This is a genomic window from uncultured Aggregatibacter sp., from assembly GCF_901873365.1.
In the GTDB taxonomy this organism is placed as follows: domain Bacteria; phylum Pseudomonadota; class Gammaproteobacteria; order Enterobacterales; family Pasteurellaceae; genus Aggregatibacter.
The window spans coordinates 15,921-34,664 of record NZ_CABFLM010000049.1 but is presented as its reverse complement, the minus strand read 5'-3'; the positions used below and the strand labels follow the sequence as shown (position 1 = coordinate 34,664).

Sequence of the window (18,744 nt, the reverse complement as noted above, 5' to 3'; positions counted from 1 at the left end):
TGCATCAATATGCACGCTACGATTCTTTTATCGTTACTTAAAATGTTCGCTTATTTTTATTTTCTCTTAGTGCGCTGACGTTGTTTTTCTTAACAACGCATAACCTAACAAGGCTGACACACACGAGCCCAATAAAATACCGAGACGAGAGAGGGTGTCAAAGTTATCATGCCCGGTTTCTCCGAAGGCAAGGCCGGCAAGGAACATTGACATGGTAAAGCCGATACCGCAGAGTACGGCAATCGCAAAAATCTGCGTGAAATGGATGCCTTCAGGTAATTTTGCAAGGCGTAATTTCACCGATAAGTAACTGAACAGGAAAACGCCAAGCGGTTTGCCGATGATTAAACCGAGCATAATGCCCAAGGTGAGTGGTGAGCTTAAGCTGGAGAATCCCACGTTTTCCAAGGAGACACCGGCATTAGAAAACGCAAATAACGGCAGAATCAAATAGCTACACCATGGCGCCAAAATGTGTTCGAATTGATGCAAGGGTTTTTCACCTTGGCGTCCCTGCATTGGGATACAAAAACCGATGATCACGCCTGCCAAGGTGGCATGAACGCCTGATTTGAGTACGGAAGCCCATAAAATTAAGCCGACCACCATATAGGCGCAAAGCGCACTGACTTTAAAGCGATTCATTGTGACCAAAATACTGATGGTGATTGCGGCGGTAATCAGCGCCGGCGTACTGAGTTCGTGTGAGTAAAAAATCGCAATGACAACAATGGCGCCGAGGTCATCAATAATGGCAAGTGCCAATAAAAACACTTTGAGCGGCAAAGGGACGCGCTTGCCTAAAAGTGCAACGATCCCGACGGCAAAAGCAATGTCTGTTGCCATAGGAATTGCCCAGCCAGACTGAATTTCCGGCGCACCTTGCGCAATTAAAAAATAAATTAAAGCCGGTACTACCATACCCCCGATTGCCGCAATGGCAGGGAAGATCGCTTGTTGATAACTTGAGAGCGAGCCTTCTAGCATTTCACGTTTGACTTCCATGCCAACCAAAACGAAAAATACTGCCATAAAACCATCGTTTACCCACATGAGTAGGGGCTTGGCAATACTAAATGCGCCAAATTGTACGCTGACGGGGGTATCTAAAAAGTGAAAATAGTTTTCGCTCAGTGCCGTGTTGGCGAGCACAATGGCCATCAAGGCAAAAATCAGCAGCAATACGCCACCGCTGGCTTCAGATTGGAAAAATTTTTGGATATGTTGCATAAACAATAATACTCCCTGAGATAACGCCTGAAAGGCAAAGCATAAATATGAAAGTTAAGAAAGTTACAGGAAATGAATGATATTTTCAAGAAAAGTCGGGATTGATTAATGTTATTCGCACTATTTTTTATTTTTAAAGCGATTTCATTTATTTTGGCAAGCAGCATGTCATTACATTAATTTTTGTAAATAGGCTTTGCCGAGCTGATTCATTTGATGTTGAATCCATAACTGTCTGCGTTTGGTGTAAGCGCCAGGTGCATTAACATGATAAACGATCGGGTTAGGCAAAACGGCGGCTAAAAGTGCGGCTTCATTTGGCGATAAATTTTTCGCTGACTTTTTGAAATAAAATTGGCTGGCGGCTTCCACGCCGTAAATTCCTTCACCGAATTCGGCAATGTTTAAATACACTTCTAGAATGCGTTTTTTAGACCAGAGGGTTTCTAACAACAGGGTGGCAGGCACCTCAATTCCCTTCCGAAGCCAACTTTGTCCATGCCATAAATAGAGATTTTTAGCAGTTTGTTGAGAAATCGTTGACGCGCCACGCGTGCGTTGGCTTTTTTGATTATACTTGAAGGCTCTTTCAATGGCATTGAAATCAAACCCGTAATGTGTCGGAAAATTTTGATCTTCGGCGGCAATCACGGCTAATTGCATTGGCCAAGCAATATCGTCAATACTAATCCATTGGTAGCGTGTCGTGTATTTCATATCGCCGGCGAATAAATGGGCGATTTTTTGTTGCAACATATACGCTGAGCAGGGGATGGGAATAAAGCGAAAAAGAAATGTGATGGCAACGATGGCGAGAAAAAAACGAATGAAAAAACGCACCGCACTTTTGTAGGAAAAGTGAAATCGGCGCAATCTGACGTTAAACGGCGTTAACCGTTTCAAAATAACATTAGTCAGCTTTTTGTGACACATTCAGTTGGTTTCTTATCCAGTCGATAAATTCGGGATCCATGGTTTTTAGCATATTGGAACCCCGTGTAATGGTTGCTGCGCTGGTATTGAGATTTTGTTGAATTTCTCGTTGTGGTAGGTTTTTATCCAATAATTGCGCGATAATTTGTAAGCGTAACCCTACGGCATCCCGTTCGTCAGCGGTGAGCAATAAGGTTAAGACATCTTGTGCTTTGCCCTGTTCGAATGCGGTTTTTAACATATCAAGAAAGGCATTCCATTGTTCTAAATTGCGACTAATGTACATATCAACGATCCTACATCCTATACTATTAAACTAGTGCGTCTAGTATAGCCGATCATATTCTTCATTGCTAAAAGTTTGTGGATCTTCTTTGTTTTGCAATCGCTGATAGTAAAAATCGTAAGTCAGGACATTTTGCACATAGCCGCGCGTTTCATAAAAAGGAATGGATGCCACGAATTCGTCCATTTCTAACTTACCATTTGCGCGTGCTAACCATTTTTCCACACGATGTGCGCCGGCATTATAAGCTGAAGCAATGAGAATCCGGTTATTTGGATATTTGGCATTTAACTCTGCCAAATAGGCAGTGCCGAGCAAAATATTATTGAGCGGCTTAAATAAATCTGCTTCATCCGTATAAGGCAATTTGGCATGACTGGCAGTCGCTTTGGCGGTACTTGGCAAAAGCTGCATTAATCCGCGCGCATTGGCGGAAGATTGTGCTTGTGGATTCCATGCGCTTTCTTGTCGGGAAATTGCCATCGCAAACGTTTTACTGACAGGCGTGTTTCGCGATGCTTGCGGTTTGCCTTTGCTTAAGGTAAGACGGCGTGGTTTTAATGCAATGTCATAATAATGGCTATAAGCCATTGGCAGGCGCACTTGAATGTAATCTAATGCCTTCGCAATAATGGTGCCATCCACACCTAAATCAAACCAGTTTTGTTGGTTGGCATATTGGCTGAGTGCAATTTGTTTTTCTTTTTTCTGATCGGCAGGAAGATTCTCTAACAGGAAACGCCAACGTTGTTTCGCGGCACCAAGTCGATCCAGTTGGCGCAATTCGGCAATTTCTTCCAATACCGGTTGTACCTCGTTAAATGTATCGGCCCAAGTTTCATCGGTCATGCTCGGGGTAATGGGTAATTTAGGTGGCTCGAAATGATAACGCTTACCACGGGTTTGGGGATCTAATTTGGCTGCCGCCAACATCGGATAAAATCCTCGTTCATGAGAAAGTGCGGTCCATATTTCTGTTGTTTTTTGGCTATCGTTTTTCGCGATGGTTTTGGCGAACCAATAACGCCATTCTTGTTTTTGACGGCCTTCATCAGAGAGGGCGTTGAGCCATGGCAGTAAATCGGTTTTTTGCCAAATCGCCATGCGTAAACGGCGTTCGGTGAGGCTATCTGCTTTTAATTTAATAATTTCCGCATCCCGCCATTGTTGAAATGACGGGCTTTCGTTATCAAAAAAACGATTTAAAAACGCGATTTCCCATTCACGCATTTCCGTATCAGTCAGTTGCCAGTCTTTCGCCCATTGTGCATAAGGCGTAAAGCCGGGATCTTTCATGTTTTCGGGCAACGTACGCAAATAGCGCGGAAAACTTTGTACCACCGCAAATTTCAGTAGAGGAGTGTTATTTTCCGTCAGCGGTAATCTTGCGGTGAATTCGGCTAAACTTGCCGGTGTTTTGATGAGTGTTTGCAACAGTTGTAATTGGGCGGCAATCTTTTCGTCTTCGTTCTCACCGGTCATGCGATGTAATTCCGTGGCTAAGAGTGCTAAGCCGTTTTCATCATTTTTGGCAAAGAGATTTTCCGCTTTTTGATAAACTTTCGCTGCCGTTCTGCCGCCGCGAGCATACCACGCTGCCCAAAGTTGAGCATCGTTAGGCAGTTTGCTGTTAGCTAACCAAAGCTGTTCATAACGAGAAATAATATTGGTATTTGCGTTGGAAGCTTGTTTTTTATCTGTTGTGTTGTTTGTGCTTTCCTGTTGCAGTTCGGCGTTTAAAACGGCAATTTGCATTTCCAAGGTGTTTGGCGTAATGCGTTGCGCATAATGGACTAATCCTTCCGTATCATTCGCATTTATTAATAGCGTGAAAAGACTTTGTTCCCATCGTGAACGTAAAAAATGCGCAGGATATTGTTGGATAAGTTGTTCTATTTCTTGTTTTAATGTGTTGACATCTTCCGCTGGGGTATCTTGATTGACGCTTTTTATGCGCGCTTCGAGGTAAGCTGACATGGCGTCTGTTTTTAGAGGATAGTCTTTTAGGGAATCAATAAGTTTAAGATATAACTCGGCGTTATCGGAAACGTTGTTATTTTTCACCGCACTTTTTAACAGATTTTCTAACTGTAAAAATGTCGCCCGTTGAGCAAGGTGTTTGAGTTCATCTGCATGTTGGGCTTTCGACCATTCGGCTTGTTCATGGGATAGGTTCGGTTTACGTTCAGCCTTATGAGCATGTGATCCTAAGGCTGAAAACGAAAGTGCGGTCAACATGAGCAGAGAAATGGAAGCTTGTTTCAAATATCGCATCGTGAGGTTCCGACAAAGATAAATAAGGTGAAAAGAAGGTGTGGGGTAATAACCGCTTAATTAACCTCTTTTACGCGCAATTCTTTTGGCACTTCAAAGAACATATTTTCTTCGAGTCCCTGCAATTCTTCTACATCCGTGACGCCAAATTCTTTCATGCGCGCAATCACCGATTGCACTAATTCTTCCGGCGCGGAAGCACCCGCAGTGACACCAATGGTTTGCACGCCGTTAAACCAATCCGGCTGAATATCATTGGGATCATCAATTAACTTAGATACCACGCCCATTCGAGAAGCCAGCTCTGCCAAACGGTTAGAGTTAGAGGAGTTTTTGGAGCCTACCACGACCACTAAATCCGATTGTTTTGCCAGTTCGCGCACGGCTTGTTGACGATTGGTTGTGGCATAACAAATGTCGTTTTTATGCGGGCCTTGAATCGCAGGGTATTTTTCTTTTAATGCACTGATGGTTTCCGCCGTGTCATCTAAAGACAGCGTGGTTTGTGTCATAAAGGTTAAATCATCATTGTGGCTTACGGGGAGATTAGCAATATCCTCAATACTTTCAATGAGATAAATACCACCCTCTTGATTGCCGTATTGCCCCATGGTGCCTTCCACTTCCGGATGGCCTTTGTGGCCGATGAGAATCGCTTTCGTCCCTTTTTTACTGGCACGCGCCACTTGCATATGTACTTTGGTCACCAAAGGGCAAGTGGCGTCAAATACTTTGAGATTGCGGTCTTTCGCTTCTTGACGTACTGCCTGAGACACCCCGTGGGCGGAGAAAATGACTATCGCGCCGTCCGGTACTTCGCTCAGTTCTTCCACAAAAATGGCACCGCGCTCACGCAAGCCGTTCACCACAAAACGGTTATGCACCACTTCGTGACGGACATAAATAGGTGCGCCATGAATTTCCAACGCCAGTTCAACAATACTGATGGCACGATCAACGCCGGCACAAAAACCGCGTGGGTTGGCTAAAATTATCTTCATTTTTGACCGCTCTTTTGTTTGTTCTTATCACCTTTAAAGGCATCTAATGCCAGTAAACCGGCGCCGATACAAATGGCAATGTCCGCCACATTAAACACTGGATAATGATAAATATCCCAATAAAAATCAAAGAAATCCACTACAAAACCGTTATATGCACGGTCCACCATATTGGCAAGTGCACCACCAATAATGAGTGCGTAGGCGGAATTTTGTAATGTTTGATCGGCACGATTTTTCTTCATGAAATACGCCAGCATCAGAGAAATACCAATCGCCAACAGAATAAAGAAATATTTTTGCCAACCATCATGATCCGCCAAAAAGCTGAATGCCGCACCATAATTTCGTACATAAGTGAGATTAAACACCGGCAGAACATTTATACTTTCATACAAATCAAATTTTTGTACCACAATATACTTTGTCAGCAAATCAAGCAAAAAAGCGACCGCGCTTAGCCAGAGACAAGAGAGTCCGGATTTTTGTTGGGACATAATGTTTCCTAAATAAAATCATGATCAAAATTAGGTCGCCATTCTAGCACAAGGCAAGGTTTTATACAGAAAAAGGTGATGAGAAAGCGAATAGATACACGTCATTTTATGTTGCAGGCGAACACCATGGAATGACGTAATGGATTTTCGTGAAATGGCAAAGCGTTTAAAACGTGTTGAAAAATCACCGCACTTTTCAGTCAGGTGTCGATAGTCAGGTTTGCTTTTTGTGAAATTTACAATATGATAGCCGCCCTTTTATTTCTAGAATTGAGACGATTATGTTGGGTATAGATTTTATTGAACTGTTAGGTTACACCGCGACCTTTTTTGTCGCGGCTTCATTTTTGTTTAAATCGATAGTTTCCCTCAGAACCGTTAATTGTATCGGTGCGATTTTATTCGTCATTTATGGACTCGTTAAACAGACTTATCCGGTTGCGTTATTGAATATCTTTTTAGTCGCCGTAAATCTGTATCAACTGTGGCGACTAAAACAGGAGAAGCAATAGAAAGATAAAAAGCTGAACCTCTCTTGAGATTCAGCTTTTCTTTTATCTGTGAACAACTATGTGAATTAGGCTAATTCCGCACGTAATTTCTTCGTAACATCTACCATCACTTTTAATGCGGCGATGGTTTCCGGCCAGCCGCGGGTTTTTAGGCCACAGTCCGGATTTACCCATAAGCGTTCTTTTGGCACCACTTGTAACGCTTTGCGAAGAAGATGTTCGATTTCCTCTGCGGTCGGTACGCGTGGGCTGTGGATGTCGTACACGCCCGGGCCGATGTCGTTCGGGTATTTGAAATCACCGAAAGCGGTAAGCAATTCCATGTCGGAACGGGAGGTTTCGATGGTGATCACGTCAGCATCTAGGGCGGCAATGGCCGGTAAAATGTCGTTAAATTCGGAATAACACATGTGTGTGTGAATTTGCGTATCATCTTTACAACCCATTGAACTTAAACGGAAAGCTTCACCTGCCCATTGTAAATAAGCGTCCCAATCGGCACGTTTGAGCGGTAAGCCTTCGCGAATGGCCGGTTCGTCAATTTGGATGACTTTGATCCCCGCTTTTTCTAAGTCCAACACTTCATCGGAAAGCGCTACAGCAATTTGTTTACATACCGTGGAACGTGGAATGTCATTACGTACGAAAGACCATTGTAAAATCGTTACCGGGCCGGTCAACATCCCTTTCATCACTTTGTTGGTGAGGCTTTGAGCATATTGCGACCAACGCACGGTCATTGGTTCCGGACGGGTCACATCGCCGTAAATGACCGGTGGTTTGACGCAGCGGGAACCGTAACTTTGTACCCAACCGAATTTGGTAAACGCGAAACCATCGAGCAATTCACCGAAGTATTCCACCATGTCGTTACGTTCTGCTTCGCCATGTACTAACACGTCTAAATCCAATTTTTCTTGCTCGCGCACCACGAATTCAATTTCTTTTTTCATTGCCGCTTCGTAATCCGCCAAGCTGAGATCGCCTTTTTTGAAGGCGGCACGGGCATGACGAATTTCTGTGGTTTGCGGGAAGGAACCAATATTGGTGGTTGGCAGCAACGGTAGATTTAACCACGCATTTTGTAACTTAATCCGTTCTGCAAATGGCGATTTACGTTGATCGGCATTTTTCGGCAGATTTGCCAAACGTTCCGCCACACAAGTGCGGTGGATTTCACGGGAGTTTTTACGCGCATCAGCTGCCGCTTGGCTAGCATCAAGATCAGCTTGCACAGCTGCTCTGCCTTGCTCAAGTGCGGTTTTAATGACGCGTAATTCTTGAATTTTTTGTAAGGTGAACGCCAACCATTGATAAAGTTCCGGTTTATTAGCTTGCAGCTGAGTTTCCACCGCCAAATCATAAGGCGTATGGAGTAGGGAACAGCTAGGTGCAATCCATAAACGCTCACCTAATTTTGCTTTTAGTGGTTCAACCACATCTAACATTTGGTTTAAATTTGCGCGCCAAATGTTACGTCCGTCAATTACGCCTACGGAAAGGATTTTGTCGTAATCAACGAATTCATACACTTGTTCCGGTGCGCGCACCAAATCAATATGAAGACCGGCTACCGGTAAGGCTTTTAATAAATCGGCGTGTTCTGCCACGGAACCGAAATACGTCGCAAGCAAGAGTTTGGCGTTGACTTGTGCAGCAAAAGTGGCATAAACCGCTTTATAAGCGGCAATCCATTCTGCCGGTAAATCAAGGGTTAAGGCAGGTTCATCAATTTGAATGTATTCCACGCCTTCAGCGGTTAACGCGTTTAAGATGTCCACATAAACCGGCACGAGTTGGTTTAACAAATCGAAACGGTTGAAGGCTGCGCCTTTTTCTTTCCCTAACCAAAGGAAGGTTAATGGGCCAACGATGGTGGGTTTTACCTTGTGACCAAGGGCTTTAGCTTCACGGATTTGTTGCACATAGTGCGCCGGGTTAGCTTTAAATTGGGTGTCTTTGTGGAATTCAGGCACAAGATAGTGGTAGTTGGTGTCGAACCATTTGGTCATTTCAATGGCGAATTGTGTTTTGTTGCCACGCGCCAGTTGGAAATATTGATTCAAGGTTAAATTTTGGCTGTCGAAACCAAAACGCGCAGGGATGGCACCTGTTGCCACTTGCAAATCTAAAATGTGATCGTAGAAAGTAAAGTCCGCAACCGCCACGAAATCCGCATTCGCATTGGCTTGATGTTGCCAGTTAATTTCACGTAATTTTTTTGCAATGTCTAATAAATCGGCTTCAGCGATTTCACCACGCCAGTAACGTTCTTGTGCAAATTTAAGTTCACGTTTTGCACCTACGCGTGGGAAACCCGATAAATGATATGTTGTCATGTTAATTCCTCGATATGTTAAATGATTTAGACGGCTAAACGTCTGTACGAGGCTAGAATGACGGAATCAGGTTTATTATGCAAATTAATAATTTTCTGAAAGTTTATGAAAAATTTTAATAATCTTGTAATTTATGGCGTTAAGATATGTGACGAGCAAAAAATACAGTGAAAATGCACCGCACTTTAGGTTACTTCGACAAAATTTATTCTTTTAATAGAAGTTAATACATATCATGGGATATATATTTTAAATATATTGCTTTATCCTTTTAGCTCTTATTTTTTAACTTGGGGAAAAGAATGGCCATTGGGCATATCAACAAATGCTAGTGTAGGGTATGCTAAACGTACTTATCGAGAAGCATCATTTTTTCGAGTTAAACAGAAAAATGATGAATATAATGTGGTGTTATCTATTTGGCACAAAAAGATACATTATGCGGGGTTTACGCCTAGATTAACTTGGGTTTATGCAAAAACAAACAGTAATTTGCCGATTTATTCATACGATAAAAATCAAATACTTTTTGAGGTGAGTAAAAGTTTCTAAAAAATACCGCACTTTGTGATTTATTAATAAGTAAAAATTAGCCCTTTAGTGAAAGGGCTAATTTTTTATATAGAAAAGTAATTAAATCACTTCAACGTCAACAGCTGTCAGACCACGTTGGGAATCCTGTACGTTAAAAGCAACACGATCCCCTTCGTTTAAAGTACGGAAATTATTGCCCACGATGCCGGAGAAGTGCACGAAAACGTCTTTAGAACCGTCTTCAGGGGCGATAAATCCGAAACCTTTTGTTGAATTGAACCATTTTACGTTACCGTTTAGTTTAGACATATTGTCTTCCTTATTGAAAATAATGAAATTGTATGCTTATTGTCAGCACGAGTCGCTAGTGATTTGACTTAAATAGAGATGGATAAATTGAATCTTCAACGCGCAAACTTAAAATTTGAATAAGGAAGAAGCGAAATAACTAACTTACTGAAGTGATTGTCTAGCGTGTTGTGAATTAGAGCATACCAATGGAATGAAAACAATCTATTTATATCTAATCTGCTGTTTTATTTGTATCTTCATTTAAAATGAAACTATTAAAAAACCCCCGCCTTTTGTGAGGGCGGAGGACACAAGATTGTTTCAGTTCGGCTTTTTATTATCAATAAATAGTAAAGTAAAATTTTTATACTGCTATTTTTTCGATTTCTTAATAAACTTCATCAAACGTTTACGTTTACGTAATTGATTCGGCGTGAGTTTATTTCGTTTGCCGGCAAACGGGTTGTTCCCTTCTTGGAATTGCAGACGAATCGGCGAGCCGATAATTTTCAGACTACGGCGGAAATGGTTGGATAAATAACGTTTGTAAGAATCCGGCAGTTTATCCACTTGGTTACCATGAATCACAATGATTGGCGGATTGTAGCCACCCGGGTGGGCATATTTCAGTTTCACACGACGACCGCTAATCATCGGTGGTTGATGTTCATCCACAGCGATTTGCAGAATACGGGTCAGCATAGATGTTGTCATTTTCTGCGTCGCGCATTCGTAGGCTTCTTTGACGGAATCAAATAAATTGCCAACGCCACTGCCGTGTAAGGCTGAAATAAAGTGTACGCGGGCAAAATCAATAAAATCTAAACGACGATCGAGTTCGGATTTCACGCGATCTTTAACATCGGTGTCCAATCCATCCCATTTATTCACCACGATAACCAAGGAACGACCGGCGTTTAAAATAAAGCCGAGGAGAGACAAGTCTTGGTCGGAGATGTTCTCACGGGCGTCAATAACCAATAACACTACGTTGGCGTCTTGAATAGCTTGTAGCGTTTTGATCACGGAGAATTTTTCTACCGCTAAATGCACTTTACCGCGTTTGCGTACCCCAGCTGTGTCGATTAACGTGTAATTTTGCCCATCACGTTCCATTGGAATGTAAATACTGTCGCGGGTGGTGCCCGGCATATCATAAACCACCACGCGATCCTCGCCTAAAATGCGGTTAGTCAAGGTGGATTTGCCTACGTTCGGGCGACCTACAATGGCGATTTTAATGTTTTGTTTATCCGGCGTTTGTTCTTGCGCCAGTTCTTCGTCTAAAAGTGCGGTGTCTTCTTCATTTGAAAAATCGAAATCTTCGTCCCATTCGTCAAATTCAGTAGTTTCAGAAGAAACATCCGTGGTTTCGACCGCACTTTCTTCTGTTTTTTCTGCGTCTTCTGCCATTTTTTCTGCTAATGGGGTAAGCACTTGCTCCATTAAGCTCGCGATACCACGACCTTGAGAGGCTGCAATCTGGGCAATTTCACCTAAGCCTAATTGATAGAACTCTGCACAGTGGGAGTCGGCATCAATGCCGTCCACTTTATTGGCAACCACCACGGTGGTTTTGTTTTGACGTTGGCGCAAATAGTTTGCAATGCCAATATCCGCTGATGTTAAGCCGGCACGGGCATCCACTAAGAATAAAACGATGTCGGCTTCTTCAATGGCAAGTAATGATTGCTCTGCCATTTTTTCTTCTACGCCTTCTTCTGTGCCGTCGATACCGCCGGTGTCAATGACGATAAAATCGTGTCCGGCAAGATGCGCTTGGCCATATTTACGGTCGCGCGTCAGACCGGGAAAATCAGCGACTAAGGCATCACGAGTACGGGTTAGGCGATTGAATAGAGTGGATTTGCCCACGTTTGGACGACCCACCAAGGCAACTACGGGAGTTGTCATAAAAACCTCTTATAAATGAATGTGCCACGGGAATATTGATATCGGCACTTGAAAAATGGCTGGCATTATAGCGGATTTTGGTCATGATGAGAAATGACAAGGTAAGGGGAGAATTGAGTGGGGAAGGAAAAAATAGAGAAGAGATTGTTTGAGTAATGCCTATTAGAAATATGATTTATATAAAAATGCGGCAGAATTCTTTTGTTTGTTTATTAGTAAGATGATTAAAAACACAAGAAATTCCCACCGCACTTTTAGCTGATTTAATTCACCATTCTGACGCGCCAACGGAAACCGTCTGCTTTCATACAGGCTGTAATTAAGGTTTGCTCTTGGAGCGGATCAACTTTATTCATGCCTACATCATAGGTGCATTTAGCGAGTTTTGTATCGGTGTCTTTTTTACTGACGCCTTCTTTATACCATTCTTCAACTCGGTGTTGCATCTGCATTTCGCAACCGCTAAGTAACGTACTGAGAGTAATTAGCAATGCTGTTTTGACAATCATTTTTTTCATTATAGTGTCCTTTTATTTAGTTTGTTCTGCACTGAAACTGGTATTTAAACTTTCTACTTGACCGATAATCGCTTCTCCGCTAAATGTTGCTTTACCGGCGACTTCTTCCGCATGAGGACCGAAGAATTTACCTTCGTATTGACCTTTACGATCTATGAAAAAAGGAAGATTTCCTTCCGCAACCGCTTCGCCTTGGAAGCTATTTCCGACAATTGGCGCTTTGTGAAGCACAATGTCTCTTCGAAGATAAGCCATATCCAACTCGCCGTAGATTGTTTTATCATCGAAGTTTGCGACTAATTTAGCAGCACCAATGTTTTTAACTTGATTATTGATATTGTCATAACGGCTTGCATTGCCTTGGTAGGTAACAACACCGTGTTGTGGAATATTTTCAACAGGTGTTTCGCTTCCCATGTAGAAAATGTCTCGTGTAGGATCTTTTGTTGCATTCCAAGCAGCGCTAAGCCAACGTGAGGCGATAGTGGAGGAGAGGGAGGAGAGTCCGGTGAAAGCTTGGGATGCGTTTCCAATAAGCTTGATTGTCATGTTGTCAACAAGCAGTGTTTGTACATCCTTGCCTTCTTCCTTTTTGAATGCGCCGTTAAAGGAATAAGTGCGGTTATAGCCGGAAAGAGTACCGACTTTGGTGTTACCTGAGCGAACCGGTATGTTTTCCAGCATACCCTTCTTAAATTCATCTTGGGAAATAGTAAGATCAGAACGAGTTAGGTGCGTAGATGGAACAGATGGCGTGACAGGAGGACGTTGTGCTTGTGGGCGTTCTTGTTGCGCCTGTGATTCTGCTGTTTTTTCAGCTGCCTGAGGATAGGAATTGGAAGGTGTTGCTGCCGGTTTCGGTTCCTGCTGTGTTGGCGGCGTAATTTGGTGAGGCTGTGATGTTGCTGTTTTTTCAGCTGCCTGAGGATGGGAATTGGAAAGTGTTGCTGCCGGTGTCGGTTCCTGCTGTGTTGACTGCGTAGTGGTTGTCGTAGGCGAATTGCTTGGCGTAGAAGGAATTGGTTGAGGATCGGAATGGCTACTTCCACCACTACCTCCACAAGCGCTTATCATCAAAGTACTGAATATGAGAGTAGAAAATGTGATTTTTGACATATTGTCATGCTCCTTTATTTTTACTAAATTTTGAATTAAATGTTATATAAAAATAACGGCAAAATTATAAATCAAAAAAAAAAAAATGAAAGCAAGTGATAAAATTTATCTAAAATAATGCCTTTATTATTAAATAATTTAATAAAACCTAGGTTTGTTTGAAAAATTATTTGTTAACCATTGTGAATAATAGAAATTTTTTATTTTTCATGATGAATAAATGACGATCATCTAAATGAAAGTGCGGTGGTTATTGAGTTCAATTTTTTTCAATGTTAAATGTTCACGGATCAATTGACATTTAGCGTCTCAGCCCTTACCTTACACAGCGATCTCAATCGATTATTTTCTTTACAAAAAAGGAGCTTTTATGCAATCTCGTATTATTGTTGGCAGCAGAGAAGAATCGTTGCTTAGCACACACAAAGTGTTACGTAACACCTATTTCTTGTTAGCGTTAACATTAGCCTTTTCCGCTGTGGTGGCTTATGTATCTATGGCGATGAATTTACCAAGACCGGGGCTTATCATCATGCTTGTAGGTTTCTATGGGCTGCTTTTCTTAACCAATGCCTTAGCAAATAGCGCATTAGGGATTTTATCTGCCTTTGCCTTCACCGGTTTCTTAGGTTACACCGTAGGGCCGATTTTAAATGCCTATGTGAGCGCCGGTTTGGGTGATGCTATCGTGTTAGCCTTAGCCGGTACCGCAGCCACTTTCTTCGCTTGTTCCGCTTATGTCTTAACCACGAAAAAAGACATGTCTTTCTTATCCGGTACGATTCTAGCCTTATTCGTGGTGTTATTACTTGGCATGGTCGCGAGTTTCTTCTTCCAATTCCCGGCACTTTACGTGGGAATTAGCGCGTTATTCGTGATTTTCTCCACCATGGGAATTTTGTATGAAACCAGTAACATCATTCATGGCGGTGAAACCAACTACATTCGTGCAACGGTTAGCTTATTTGTGTCTATCTACAACCTGTTTATCAGTTTGTTAAACTTACTTTCCTTCTTCTCTTCTAGAGATTAATTATTAATTTGATAGATAAATTCAACGCCCCTTTTTTGGGGCGTTTTTATATAATCCTCCCCCATAAATACTAAGGTTATTATCATGCTTGAAGTTAATAATAAACACATTGAAACCGATGCTTCGGGTTATTTGCTCAATATTGATGATTGGAATATCGAAGTAGCACAAGCCATTGCGAAATTAGAGAATTTGGAATTAACTGACGCCCACTGGGAAATCATTCATTTTGTGCGGGCGTTTTATCAGGAATACAAAACTTCACCGGCCATTCGTATGCTGGTAAAAGCCACAGCACAAAAACTGGGGGAAGACAAAGGCAATAGCCGTTATTTACAACGTTTGTTTCCTGACGGTCCGGCAAAACAAGCAACAAAATTAGCCGGGTTACCCAAACCGGCAAAATGCCTATAACTCATTTAAGAATCATTTGCATTTGAGAAATAAAAGAATATAATTCACCCTGCAACTTATGTTGTTATTTTTTACTAAAACTTTTCAAAGGAGAAAAACATGCGTTTATTCGCGACATTAATCAGTGTGCTTGCATTAAGTTTAGGCAGCAGTTTAGCTTATGCAAAATTTAAAGTCGTTACCACCTTCACCATCATTCAAGATATGGCGCAAAATATCGCCGGTGATGCGGCTACCGTGGAATCGATCACCAAACCGGGTGCTGAAATTCACGATTATGAGCCGACCCCAAAAGATATTGTGAAAGCACAATCTGCCGATTTAGTCTTATGGAACGGTTTAAATCTTGAACGTTGGTTTGAAAAATTCTTCCAAAACGTGAAAGATAAACCGGCGGTTGTTGTGACTGAGGGTATCGAGCCAATGTCTATTAATGAAGGTCCTTATACCGGCAACCCAAATCCGCATGCTTGGATGTCCCCTTCCAATGCATTGATTTATATTGAGAACATTAAAAATGCGTTGGTCAAATACGATCCACAAAATAAAGAAACATACGAAAAAAATGCCGCACTTTATGCACAAAAAATCAAAGAGTTGGATAAACCGCTTCGCGAAAAATTAGCACAAGTGCCGGAAGCTCAACGTTGGTTGGTCACCAGTGAAGGGGCTTTCAGCTATCTCACTCGTGACTATGGTTTTAAAGAAGCCTATTTATGGCCGATTAACGCAGAACAACAAGGTACACCACAACAGGTTCGCAAAGTGATTGAAACCGTTAAAGCCAACAACATTCCGGTAGTTTTCAGTGAAAGTACGATTTCACCTAAACCGGCAAAACAAGTCGCGAAAGAAACCGGCGCAAAATACGGTGGCGTACTTTATGTGGATTCCCTTTCCAATAAAAAAGGTCCGGTACCAACCTATATCGATTTGTTGAACACGACCGTTTCCACTATCGCAAAAGGATTTGAAAAATAATGTCATCGAATATTGCCTCGATCTGTGTTGAAGATGTCACGGTTCGCTATAACAACGGCCACACCGCTATCCACGATGTCACCTTTCGTTTAGAAGGCGGCACCACCTGTGCCCTCGTGGGCGTAAATGGAAGCGGTAAATCAACCCTGTTTAAAAGTTTAATGGGGTTGATTCATCCACAACGAGGCAATATTAAGTTGTGTCATTTACCAATTAAACAGGCATTAAAACAAAATCTGGTCTCTTATGTGCCTCAATCGGAAGAAGTGGACTGGCAATTTCCGGTGTCTGTTTATGATGTGGTACTCATGGGACGCTATGGCTACATGAATTTCTTGCGCCGCCCAAGTGAAACCGATAAGCAAAAAGTGCAAGAAGCCATGCAACGGGTGAATATTGAGCACCTTGCCCATCGTCAAATTGGCGAACTTTCCGGCGGGCAGAAAAAGCGCGTATTTTTAGCTCGCGCACTTGCTCAACAAAGTAAGATTATTTTACTGGATGAACCTTTCACCGGCGTGGATGTGCAAACCGAAAATGCCATTGTTGATTTACTCGGGCAATTACGCAACGAAGGGCATCTTATTTTGGTCTCCACGCATAACCTTGGTTCCGTACCGGATTTTTGCGATCAGGTGGTGATGATTAATCGCACGGTCATCGCCGCCGGTTCAACAGAAACCACGTTTAATCAACATAACTTAGAATTGGTCTTTGGTGGCGTATTGCGTCACATTAAGTTACTTGGTTCAGATTTGCACGATGATGAAGATCCACGTGCCGTTACCGTCCTTACCGATGATGAGCGCGCGGCGGTGTTCTATGGTAAAACCAAAGTCGATCCACCGGCACCGATTGTAAAACACTGTAAATCAGAGGAAAAACCGTAATGTTAGATCTATTACTGGAGCCTTTTTCCTATGATTATATGGTGAAAGCCATTTTGCTCAGTTCTGCCGTGGGCGGTGTCTGTGCTTTTTTGTCTGCTTATTTAATGCTAAAAGGCTGGTCGCTCATCGGTGATGCCCTTTCCCACTCGGTTGTCCCCGGTGTTGCCATCGCTTATGCGTTTTCCCTGCCTTATGCATTAGGTGCTTTCTTTTCCGGTATCTTAGCTGCCGTGTCTATTTTATGGGTCAAATCCATTACCAAACTGCGGGAAGATGCGGTTATCGGCTTCATTTTCACGACATTTTTTGCGCTTGGTTTGTTGATCATTTCCCTTAACCCGACCTCCGTCAATGTGCAAGATATTGTGTTAGGCAATATCCTAGGTATTGCAGACGAAGATATTCTTCAAGTGGCAATTATCATTGGCATCAGTCTAATTTTATTGCTCATTTTTTGGAAAGATCTGTTATTAATTTTCTTTGATGAAGTCCATGCCACTTCCGTAGGGCTCAGCCCAATTTATTACAAAGTGCTATTTTTTACGTTACTCAGTGCTTGTGTGGTCGCCGCGTTACAAACCGTTGGGGCGATTTTAGTTATCGCCATGGTGATCACACCGGGTGCTACCGCTTATTTGCTTACTGATCGCTTTACAACCCTTGCCATGATTGCCGTTATTCTAGGCATTCTTTCCAGTGCGATTGGCGTTTATCTCAGTTATTTCTTGGATGGCGCAACAGGCGGGGTTATTGTGTGTATTCAGACTGCACTTTTCCTATTGGCTTTTATTTTCTCGCCAAAATACGGCTTAATCCGTCAACGTAAACCAATCACGAAAGAAGAGGTGCAACAATGAACGCTATTTATCAATGGTTCACCGAGCCTTTCGCCTATCCCTTTATGCAAAACGCATTAATTACAGCGTTATTAGTCTCCATTATTTGCGCCATGCTCTCCTGCTATTTAGTATTAAAAGGTTGGTCGTTAATGGGCGATGCCATTTCTCATGCCGTTCTGCCGGGTATTGTGGTGGCGTTTTGGTTAGGATTGCCCTTAGCTATCGGTGCCTTTGTTGCGGGTTTAACCTGTTCTGTTTGCGTAGGTTATTTAAAAGAAAACAGTCGTATTAAAGAAGATACCGCCATGGGAATTGTCTTTTCAGGCATGTTTGCGCTCGGGATTGTCTTGTTTAGCAAAATTGAAACGGATCAACATTTAACCCATATTTTATTTGGTAACTTGCTTGGCGTAAGCGATGCGGAAATGTTGCAAACGCTCGTCATCAGTGCGGTCGTTTTTTGGGTTGTTTTTTTACGTCGAAAAGATTTTTTACTTTATTGTTTTGATGCTACGCAAGCGAAAATCGTTGGCTTATCGCCTCGACTTTTGCATTACAGCTTGCTGATTCTCCTTGCCTTAACTATTGTCAGCGCCATGCAAGTGGTGGGCGTGATCTTAGTCGTTGCGATGCTTATTTCACCAGGTATTACCGCATTTATTTTAACCAAGCGCTTTGATCATATGATTGCCATTGCCTTGGCAACCTCTATCAGCACCAGTATCTTCGGGACGATTATCAGCTATCACATTGACGGTGCGACAGGCCCTTGCATTATTTTGTTACAAGCAGCGGTATTTTTAACCGCACTTATTTATAGCAAAATCAAACTGCGTTTCAGTGTAGCACTTGAAACGCCGTAAATTCTTTTTCGCCAAGATAATCTTCTACAAATACATCGTCCACGATGGCAGTGCGAGGCCCCTCTTGTAACCAAGCATCTAACGCTTCAATTTGACTTTCCGAACCGACGGCGACCACCTCAACAGAGCCGTCGGCAAGATTACGCACAAAGCCCGTTACGCCAATTTTCAGCGCTTGCTTCCACGTAAAATAACGAAACCCAACACCTTGTACATAGCCGTAAATACGAAAGCGTTTTTTGATCATCAGCTTTCTCCTTAAAATGTGCGAAAAAATAC

General features: G+C 42.5%; 20 protein-coding genes. 8 read left to right on the top strand and 12 right to left on the bottom strand.

All coding sequences use genetic code 11. The features are described from left to right. Positions 1 to 66 precede the first annotated feature (66 nt). The 6 genes from nhaA to lspA form a co-directional block, all read right to left on the bottom strand. Positions 67 to 1,230 carry a Na+/H+ antiporter NhaA gene (nhaA, locus tag QZ106_RS02870; RefSeq protein WP_295973993.1) on the bottom strand — a complete coding sequence of 388 codons (1,164 nt, stop codon included), beginning with the start codon at positions 1,228 to 1,230 and terminating at the stop codon, positions 67 to 69. A gap of 171 nt (positions 1,231 to 1,401) precedes the next feature. Then, positions 1,402 to 2,163: a monofunctional biosynthetic peptidoglycan transglycosylase gene (gene mtgA, locus QZ106_RS02865; RefSeq protein ID WP_295973992.1), complete on the bottom strand. Its 762-nt coding sequence runs from the start codon at positions 2,161 to 2,163 to the stop codon at positions 1,402 to 1,404. Next, positions 2,141 to 2,449 (bottom strand): trp operon repressor, encoded by a 309-nt coding sequence (trpR, locus tag QZ106_RS02860; protein WP_295973989.1) that lies wholly within the window; start codon positions 2,447 to 2,449, stop codon positions 2,141 to 2,143. The genes mtgA and trpR overlap by 23 nt, the downstream gene beginning before the upstream one ends. A 39-nt stretch (positions 2,450 to 2,488) precedes the next feature. After that, complete coding sequence (locus QZ106_RS02855; protein ID WP_295973986.1) at positions 2,489 to 4,723, bottom strand: transglycosylase SLT domain-containing protein; 2,235 nt, start codon at positions 4,721 to 4,723, stop codon at positions 2,489 to 2,491. A gap of 56 nt (positions 4,724 to 4,779) precedes the next feature. Beyond that, positions 4,780 to 5,724 carry a 4-hydroxy-3-methylbut-2-enyl diphosphate reductase gene (gene ispH, locus QZ106_RS02850; protein WP_295973984.1) on the bottom strand — a complete coding sequence of 315 codons (945 nt, stop codon included), beginning with the start codon at positions 5,722 to 5,724 and terminating at the stop codon, positions 4,780 to 4,782. Then, complete coding sequence (lspA, locus tag QZ106_RS02845; RefSeq protein WP_295973982.1) at positions 5,721 to 6,221, bottom strand: signal peptidase II; 501 nt, start codon at positions 6,219 to 6,221, stop codon at positions 5,721 to 5,723. The genes ispH and lspA overlap by 4 nt, the downstream gene beginning before the upstream one ends. A 281-nt stretch (positions 6,222 to 6,502) precedes the next feature. Between lspA and QZ106_RS02840 the strand changes: the two genes are divergently transcribed. Beyond that, entirely contained in the window at positions 6,503 to 6,733 is a 231-nt protein-coding gene (locus tag QZ106_RS02840; protein WP_021616585.1) for a YgjV family protein, read from the top strand. Between the two features lie 65 nt (positions 6,734 to 6,798). Here the strand turns inward: QZ106_RS02840 and metE are convergent, their stop codons facing one another. Continuing rightward, positions 6,799 to 9,072 (bottom strand): 5-methyltetrahydropteroyltriglutamate--homocysteine S-methyltransferase, encoded by a 2,274-nt coding sequence (metE, locus tag QZ106_RS02835; protein ID WP_295973975.1) that lies wholly within the window; start codon positions 9,070 to 9,072, stop codon positions 6,799 to 6,801. Positions 9,073 to 9,330: 258 nt separating this feature from the next. On the opposite strand from metE, the gene QZ106_RS10675 reads away from it, so the two are divergent. Then, a complete protein-coding gene (locus QZ106_RS10675; RefSeq protein WP_367259955.1) occupies positions 9,331 to 9,624 on the top strand; it encodes a surface lipoprotein assembly modifier in 294 nt (97 codons plus the stop codon). A gap of 81 nt (positions 9,625 to 9,705) precedes the next feature. Here QZ106_RS10675 and QZ106_RS02830 read toward each other — a convergent pair whose 3' ends face one another. The 4 genes from QZ106_RS02830 to QZ106_RS02815 form a co-directional block, all read right to left on the bottom strand. Continuing rightward, positions 9,706 to 9,915 (bottom strand): cold-shock protein, encoded by a 210-nt coding sequence (locus QZ106_RS02830; protein ID WP_295973973.1) that lies wholly within the window; start codon positions 9,913 to 9,915, stop codon positions 9,706 to 9,708. A 354-nt stretch (positions 9,916 to 10,269) separates the two neighbouring features. Continuing rightward, on the bottom strand, positions 10,270 to 11,811 hold the full coding sequence (gene der, locus QZ106_RS02825; RefSeq protein WP_295973972.1) for a ribosome biogenesis GTPase Der: 1,542 nt from the start codon (positions 11,809 to 11,811) through the stop codon (positions 10,270 to 10,272). Between the two features lie 263 nt (positions 11,812 to 12,074). Continuing rightward, positions 12,075 to 12,329 carry a hypothetical protein gene (locus QZ106_RS02820; RefSeq protein WP_295973969.1) on the bottom strand — a complete coding sequence of 85 codons (255 nt, stop codon included), beginning with the start codon at positions 12,327 to 12,329 and terminating at the stop codon, positions 12,075 to 12,077. 12 nt (positions 12,330 to 12,341) lie between these two features. Next, positions 12,342 to 13,445, bottom strand: a complete 1,104-nt coding sequence (locus QZ106_RS02815; protein WP_295973966.1) for a factor H binding protein domain-containing protein — start codon at positions 13,443 to 13,445, stop codon at positions 12,342 to 12,344. A gap of 370 nt (positions 13,446 to 13,815) precedes the next feature. Between QZ106_RS02815 and QZ106_RS02810 the strand changes: the two genes are divergently transcribed. From QZ106_RS02810 to QZ106_RS02785, 6 genes are all read left to right on the top strand, one after another. Continuing rightward, the gene (locus QZ106_RS02810; protein WP_295973963.1) at positions 13,816 to 14,478 is read left to right on the top strand and encodes a Bax inhibitor-1 family protein; all 663 of its coding nucleotides are present in this window, start codon (positions 13,816 to 13,818) and stop codon (positions 14,476 to 14,478) included. A gap of 84 nt (positions 14,479 to 14,562) precedes the next feature. Then, the gene (locus QZ106_RS02805) at positions 14,563 to 14,892 is read left to right on the top strand and encodes a TusE/DsrC/DsvC family sulfur relay protein (protein ID WP_109127751.1); all 330 of its coding nucleotides are present in this window, start codon (positions 14,563 to 14,565) and stop codon (positions 14,890 to 14,892) included. A gap of 99 nt (positions 14,893 to 14,991) precedes the next feature. Continuing rightward, positions 14,992 to 15,873 carry an iron ABC transporter substrate-binding protein AfeA gene (afeA, locus tag QZ106_RS02800; RefSeq protein WP_109127750.1) on the top strand — a complete coding sequence of 294 codons (882 nt, stop codon included), beginning with the start codon at positions 14,992 to 14,994 and terminating at the stop codon, positions 15,871 to 15,873. Beyond that, positions 15,873 to 16,763, top strand: a complete 891-nt coding sequence (afeB, locus tag QZ106_RS02795) for an ironABC transporter ATP-binding protein AfeB (RefSeq protein WP_295973957.1) — start codon at positions 15,873 to 15,875, stop codon at positions 16,761 to 16,763. Before afeA ends, afeB begins: the two co-directional genes overlap by 1 nt. Then, complete coding sequence (locus tag QZ106_RS02790) at positions 16,763 to 17,620, top strand: metal ABC transporter permease (protein ID WP_295973955.1); 858 nt, start codon at positions 16,763 to 16,765, stop codon at positions 17,618 to 17,620. Before afeB ends, QZ106_RS02790 begins: the two co-directional genes overlap by 1 nt. Beyond that, a complete protein-coding gene (locus tag QZ106_RS02785; protein ID WP_295973953.1) occupies positions 17,617 to 18,465 on the top strand; it encodes a metal ABC transporter permease in 849 nt (282 codons plus the stop codon). Before QZ106_RS02790 ends, QZ106_RS02785 begins: the two co-directional genes overlap by 4 nt. Here QZ106_RS02785 and QZ106_RS02780 read toward each other — a convergent pair. Continuing rightward, the gene (locus QZ106_RS02780) at positions 18,440 to 18,712 is read right to left on the bottom strand and encodes an acylphosphatase (RefSeq protein ID WP_295973950.1); all 273 of its coding nucleotides are present in this window, start codon (positions 18,710 to 18,712) and stop codon (positions 18,440 to 18,442) included. The genes QZ106_RS02785 and QZ106_RS02780 overlap by 26 nt on opposite strands. Between the last annotated feature and the right edge of the window lie 32 nt (positions 18,713 to 18,744).

What these genes read in the sequence shown, in the direction of transcription:
- QZ106_RS02790 (WP_295973955.1), top strand. Translation starts at nt 16,763, where the DNA reads ATGTTAGATCTATTACTGGAGCCTTTTTCCTATGATTATATGGTGAAA.
- QZ106_RS02780 (WP_295973950.1), bottom strand. Translation starts at nt 18,712, where the DNA reads ATGATCAAAAAACGCTTTCGTATTTACGGCTATGTACAAGGTGTTGGG.
- afeB (WP_295973957.1), top strand. Translation starts at nt 15,873, where the DNA reads ATGTCATCGAATATTGCCTCGATCTGTGTTGAAGATGTCACGGTTCGC.
- QZ106_RS02830 (WP_295973973.1), bottom strand. Translation starts at nt 9,915, where the DNA reads ATGTCTAAACTAAACGGTAACGTAAAATGGTTCAATTCAACAAAAGGT.
- QZ106_RS02785 (WP_295973953.1), top strand. Translation starts at nt 17,617, where the DNA reads ATGAACGCTATTTATCAATGGTTCACCGAGCCTTTCGCCTATCCCTTT.
- QZ106_RS02815 (WP_295973966.1), bottom strand. Translation starts at nt 13,445, where the DNA reads ATGTCAAAAATCACATTTTCTACTCTCATATTCAGTACTTTGATGATA.
- QZ106_RS02855 (WP_295973986.1), bottom strand. Translation starts at nt 4,723, where the DNA reads ATGCGATATTTGAAACAAGCTTCCATTTCTCTGCTCATGTTGACCGCA.
- QZ106_RS02810 (WP_295973963.1), top strand. Translation starts at nt 13,816, where the DNA reads ATGCAATCTCGTATTATTGTTGGCAGCAGAGAAGAATCGTTGCTTAGC.
- metE (WP_295973975.1), bottom strand. Translation starts at nt 9,072, where the DNA reads ATGACAACATATCATTTATCGGGTTTCCCACGCGTAGGTGCAAAACGT.
- lspA (WP_295973982.1), bottom strand. Translation starts at nt 6,221, where the DNA reads ATGTCCCAACAAAAATCCGGACTCTCTTGTCTCTGGCTAAGCGCGGTC.
- trpR (WP_295973989.1), bottom strand. Translation starts at nt 2,449, where the DNA reads ATGTACATTAGTCGCAATTTAGAACAATGGAATGCCTTTCTTGATATG.
- QZ106_RS02805 (WP_109127751.1), top strand. Translation starts at nt 14,563, where the DNA reads ATGCTTGAAGTTAATAATAAACACATTGAAACCGATGCTTCGGGTTAT.
- nhaA (WP_295973993.1), bottom strand. Translation starts at nt 1,230, where the DNA reads ATGCAACATATCCAAAAATTTTTCCAATCTGAAGCCAGCGGTGGCGTA.
- mtgA (WP_295973992.1), bottom strand. Translation starts at nt 2,163, where the DNA reads ATGTGTCACAAAAAGCTGACTAATGTTATTTTGAAACGGTTAACGCCG.
- QZ106_RS02820 (WP_295973969.1), bottom strand. Translation starts at nt 12,329, where the DNA reads ATGAAAAAAATGATTGTCAAAACAGCATTGCTAATTACTCTCAGTACG.
- QZ106_RS02840 (WP_021616585.1), top strand. Translation starts at nt 6,503, where the DNA reads ATGTTGGGTATAGATTTTATTGAACTGTTAGGTTACACCGCGACCTTT.
- der (WP_295973972.1), bottom strand. Translation starts at nt 11,811, where the DNA reads ATGACAACTCCCGTAGTTGCCTTGGTGGGTCGTCCAAACGTGGGCAAA.
- afeA (WP_109127750.1), top strand. Translation starts at nt 14,992, where the DNA reads ATGCGTTTATTCGCGACATTAATCAGTGTGCTTGCATTAAGTTTAGGC.
- ispH (WP_295973984.1), bottom strand. Translation starts at nt 5,724, where the DNA reads ATGAAGATAATTTTAGCCAACCCACGCGGTTTTTGTGCCGGCGTTGAT.